This window comes from Kocuria rosea subsp. polaris (assembly GCF_001483755.1).
GTDB lineage: Bacteria > Actinomycetota > Actinomycetes > Actinomycetales > Micrococcaceae > Kocuria > Kocuria cellulosilytica.
In genome coordinates this window covers 1-5680 of sequence record NZ_LQBK01000029.1, presented here as the reverse complement: position 1 = coordinate 5680, position 5680 = coordinate 1, and the positions used below count along the sequence as shown (strand labels likewise).

3 rRNA genes are annotated in these 5680 nt (G+C 58.8%); all 3 read right to left on the bottom strand.

Annotated features, from left to right (window positions below):
* Positions 1-8: 8 nt before the first annotated feature.
* Positions 9-125, bottom strand: a 5S ribosomal RNA gene (gene rrf / locus AVL61_RS12155).
* A 212-nt stretch (positions 126-337) separates the two neighbouring features.
* A 23S ribosomal RNA gene (locus tag AVL61_RS12150) occupies positions 338-3466 on the bottom strand.
* Between the two features lie 616 nt (positions 3467-4082).
* Positions 4083-5608, bottom strand: a 16S ribosomal RNA gene (locus AVL61_RS12145).
* The 16S, 23S and 5S rRNA genes sit together here, the layout of an rRNA operon.
* Positions 5609-5680: the final 72 nt, after the last annotated feature.

Here is a 5680-nt window from a genome sequence, read left to right as displayed (position 1 = left end):
GTGGTGTGGTCCGGCGGTGTCCTACTCTCCCACACCCTTCCGGGTGCAGTACCATCGGCGCTGTGGGTCTTAGCTTCCGGGTTCGGGATGGGACCGGGCGTTTCCCCCACGCTATGACCGCCGTAACTCTGCCTCCCCGTGGCCCCACCGTGCCGTCCCCCGGGGGGCGGTGGTGTGGAGGGGAAATCTGGTCACAGTCGTCTGCTGTGGTGTTTCAGTGGTGGTTCCCGTGCACCGAACAACCGTGGGGTTGTTGGTTGGGAGCCGTATAGTGGACGCGGTGTTCTGTGGTGTCCCCACCATGGGTCCCCGACCCGTGTCGGGGGGGGTGGGGGTGTGGTGTAAGTTGTCGGCGTATTAGTACCGGTCGGCTGCACACGTCGTTGGTTCGTGCTTCCACCTCCGGCCTATCAACCCAGTGGTCTAGCTGGGGGCCTCTCACACCTTGCGGTGTATGGAAATCTCATCTCGAAGCGAGCTTCCCGCTTAGATGCTTTCAGCGGTTATCTCTTCCGAACGTAGCGAAGCAGCGGTGCACCTGGCGGTACAACTGCCATACCAGAGGTTCGTCCGTCCCGGTCCTCTCGTACTAAGGACAGGTCTTCTCAAATTTCCTGCGCGCGCAGCGGATAGGGACCGAACTGTCTCACGACGTTCTGAACCCAGCTCGCGTACCGCTTTAATGGGCGAACAGCCCAACCCTTGGGACCAACTCCAGCCCCAGGATGCGACGAGCCGACATCGAGGTGCCAAACCATGCCGTCGATATGGACTCTTGGGCAAGATCAGCCTGTTATCCCCGAGGTACCTTTTATCCGTTGAGCGACGGCCATTCCACAATGTACCGCCGGATCACTAGTCCCGACTTTCGTCCCTGCTCGAGCTGTCGCTCTCACAGTCAAGCTCCCTTGTGCACTTACACTCGACACCTGATTGCCAACCAGGCTGAGGGAACCTTTGGGCGCCTCCGTTACTCTTTAGGAGGCAACCGCCCCAGTTAAACTACCCATCAGGCACTGTCCCTGACCCGGATCACGGGCCGAAGTTAGATGTCCAGAGTGACCAGAGTGGTATTTCAACGTTGACTCCACGTGCACTGGCGTGCCCGCTTCACCGTCTCCCACCTATCCTACACAAGCCACACCGAACACCAATACCAAACTATAGTAAAGGTCTCGGGGTCTTTCCGTCCTGCTGCGCGTAACGAGCATCTTTACTCGTACTGCAATTTCGCCGAGTTCATGGTTGAGACAGCGGGGAAGTCGTTACTCCATTCGTGCAGGTCGGAACTTACCCGACAAGGAATTTCGCTACCTTAGGATGGTTATAGTTACCACCGCCGTTTACTGGGGCTTAAATTCTCCGCTTCGCCGTGAGGCTAACAGGTCCTCTTAACCTTCCAGCACCGGGCAGGAGTCAGTCCGTATACATCGTCTTGCGACTTCGCACGGACCTGTGTTTTTGATAAACAGTCGCTTCCCCCTGGTCTCTGCGGCCCTTACCCGCTCGCACCAGCAAGTGGTGTCCACGGTCGGGGCCCCCCTTCTCCCGAAGTTACGGGGGCATTTTGCCGAGTTCCTTAACCATGATTCTCTCGATCGCCTTAGTATTCTCTACCTGATCACCTGTGTCGGTTTGGGGTACGGGCGGCTGGAACCTCGCGTCGATGCTTTTCTCGGCAGCATAGGATCACCGAATCCCCCCACGGATGGGGGTCCCGTCACGTCTCAAGCACATGACCCGCGGATTTGCCAACGGGTCGCCCTACACGCTTAGACCGGGTCTACCATCGCCCGGCTCGGCTACCTTCCTGCGTCACACCTGTTAATACGCTTACCTCCCCGGTTCAGGTCCCACGCTCCCCGGAGCCGGCGGCGACCAATGGTCACCGCGTGGCCCGGTTCGGGTGGTTAGTGTCCCCGGTTCGGTAGGGGCGGTTCTTCGCCGGTACGGGAATATCAACCCGTTGTCCATCGACTACGCCTGTCGGCCTCGCCTTAGGTCCCGACTGACCCAGGGCAGATTAGCTTGACCCTGGAACCCTTGATCATCCGGCGGACGGGTTTCTCACCCGTCATTCGCTACTCATGCCTGCATTCTCACTCGTGTGGGCTCCACCACTGGGTCACCCCGCAGCTTCACTGCCCACACGACGCTCCCCTACCCATCGCACCACCTGAGCCAGGACCAGGTCCTGGCTGGGTATCATTGGTGCAATGCCACAACTTCGGCGGTGTACTTGAGCCCCGCTACATTGTCGGCGCGGAATCACTTGACCAGTGAGCTATTACGCACTCTTTCAAGGATGGCTGCTTCTAAGCCAACCTCCTGGTTGTCTGAGCAACTCCACATCCTTTCCCACTTAGCACACGCTTAGGGGCCTTAGTTGGTGGTCTGGGCTGTTTCCCTCTCGACTATGAAGCTTATCCCCCACAGTCTCACTGCTACGCTCTCACTTACCGGCATTCGGAGTTTGGCTGACGTCAGTAACCTTGTAGGGCCCATCGGCCATCCAGTAGCTCTACCTCCGGCAAGAAACACGTAACGCTGCACCTAAATGCATTTCGGGGAGAACCAGCTATCACGAAGTTTGATTGGCCTTTCACCCCTACCCACAGCTCATCCCCTCCATTTTCAACTGAAGTGGGTTCGGTCCTCCACGCGCTCTTACACGCGCTTCAACCTGGCCATGGGTAGATCACTTCGCTTCGGGTCTAGATCACGCCACTCACTCGCCCTGTTCAGACTCGCTTTCGCTACGGATACCCCTCACGGGTTAACCTCGCGACGTAACACTAACTCGCAGGCTCATTCTTCAAAAGGCACGCCGTCACCCTTCCAGGCTCCGACGGTTTGTAGGCACACGGTTTCAGGTACTATTTCACTCCCCTCCCGGGGTACTTTTCACCTTTCCCTCACGGTACTGGTCCGCTATCGGTCATCAGGTAGTATTTAGGCTTACCAGGTGGTCCTGGCAGATTCACACGGGATTTCTCGGGCCCCGTGCTACTTGGGTACACGCTCCACGCGGCAGCAACGATTTCGTCTACGGGACTCCCACCCTCTCCGGTCCGGCACTCACACCGGTTCGACTATCGTCCTGCACTCACGCGCCCGGGCCGGCAGACCCAGGACGACGTGCCCCACGACCCCGATGATGCAACCCCTGCCGGGTATCACACACCATCGGTTTGGCCTCTTCCGCGTTCGCTCGCCACTACTGACGGAATCACTGTTGTTTTCTCTTCCTGTGGGTACTGAGATGTTTCACTTCCCCACGTTCCCTCCACACACCCTATGAATTCAGGTGCGGGTCACCACGCATAACACGCGGCGGGGTTTCCCCATTCGGAGACCCTCGGATCACAGCTCGTTTATCAGCTCCCCGAGGCTTATCGCAGATTACCGCGTCCTTCATCGGCTCCTGATGCCAAGGCATCCACCGTGCGCCCTTAAAAACTTGCCACATGATCACAGAACACACCGATACCCACCACCACCCACGGACCCTGTTCCCAGGAACCGCGACGCAGCAGTGTTCTCGGCGATCAATCACGAACACGGCACCACAACACACCCGGCACACCCCGACCACCACCCGAAGGCGACAGCACAGTGTCCCGGTCCGCTGCGGCACCCGTTCTTAAGATGCTCGCGTCCACTATACAGTTCTCAAACAACAACCCGCACATCCCACACACTGGTGGGCGCCACCCCCGTCACCGGGAACGCACGACCACCGGCAGGACGCCGGGAACCCAGACACAACACCCCCACCCCCACTCACGGGGACGGGGCCTGTTGTCTCAGGACCCAATAGTGCACCACGGACCACACCCACCACCGGACCGGCCCTCTTCCACCACCCCACCCGCAGCGAACCCGACAGGGCTCACCACGAAAGGGCAGGTACTGGGACCCGACCCGGCCGGCAACCCCCACCCCCCGGTGCGAAACCGGAGGGAGCAGGAGGAGTGCGGCCACTTGCTCGTTGATATTCCACCCATGAGCTCACCCCACCAGCACCACGGACGGGCACTTCAGCGGGGGCGACCACCACACGGCGGTCAACGGCTCCTTAGAAAGGAGGTGATCCAGCCGCACCTTCCGGTACGGCTACCTTGTTACGACTTAGTCCCAATCGCCAGTCCCACCTTCGACGGCTCCCTCCCACAAGGGGTTAGGCCACCGGCTTCGGGTGTTACCAACTTTCGTGACTTGACGGGCGGTGTGTACAAGGCCCGGGAACGTATTCACCGCAGCGTTGCTGATCTGCGATTACTAGCGACTCCGACTTCATGAGGTCGAGTTGCAGACCTCAATCCGAACTGAGACCGGCTTTTTGGGATTAGCTCCACCTCACAGTATCGCAACCCTTTGTACCGGCCATTGTAGCATGCGTGAAGCCCAAGACATAAGGGGCATGATGATTTGACGTCATCCCCACCTTCCTCCGAGTTGACCCCGGCAGTCTCCTATGAGTCCCCACCATCACGTGCTGGCAACATAGAACGAGGGTTGCGCTCGTTGCGGGACTTAACCCAACATCTCACGACACGAGCTGACGACAACCATGCACCACCTGTCCACCGACCCCGAAGGGAAACCCCATCTCTGGGGCGATCCGGTGAATGTCAAGCCTTGGTAAGGTTCTTCGCGTTGCATCGAATTAATCCGCATGCTCCGCCGCTTGTGCGGGCCCCCGTCAATTCCTTTGAGTTTTAGCCTTGCGGCCGTACTCCCCAGGCGGGGCACTTAATGCGTTAGCTACGGCGCGGAAAACGTGGAATGTCCCCCACACCTAGTGCCCAACGTTTACGGCATGGACTACCAGGGTATCTAATCCTGTTCGCTCCCCATGCTTTCGCTCCTCAGCGTCAGTAACAGCCCAGAGACCTGCCTTCGCCATCGGTGTTCCTCCTGATATCTGCGCATTTCACCGCTACACCAGGAATTCCAGTCTCCCCTACTGCACTCTAGTCTGCCCGTACCCACTGCAGACCCGGGGTTGAGCCCCGGGCTTTCACAGCAGACGCGACAAACCGCCTACGAGCTCTTTACGCCCAATAATTCCGGACAACGCTTGCGCCCTACGTATTACCGCGGCTGCTGGCACGTAGTTAGCCGGCGCTTCTTCTGCAGGTACCGTCACTCTCGCTTCTTCCCTACTGAAAGAGGTTTACAACCCGAAGGCCGTCATCCCTCACGCGGCGTCGCTGCATCAGGCTTCCGCCCATTGTGCAATATTCCCCACTGCTGCCTCCCGTAGGAGTCTGGGCCGTGTCTCAGTCCCAGTGTGGCCGGTCACCCTCTCAGGCCGGCTACCCGTCGTCGCCTTGGTGAGCCATTACCCCACCAACAAGCTGATAGGCCGTGAGCCCATCCAAAACCAGTAAAACCCTTTCCACCCCCCACCATGCGATGGGACGTAGTATCCAGTATTAGACCCAGTTTCCCAGGCTTATCCCAGAGTCAAGGGCAGGTTACTCACGTATTACTCACCCGTTCGCCACTAATCCGCCCAGCAAGCTGGGCATCATCGTTCGACTTGCATGTGTTAAGCACGCCGCCAGCGTTCGTCCTGAGCCAGGATCAAACTCTCCGTCAAAAAAACAACGAAAACATCAAACCCCGGCTGAAAATGTCGCCACCATCCCACGGAGGCAGGACAGCAACAACC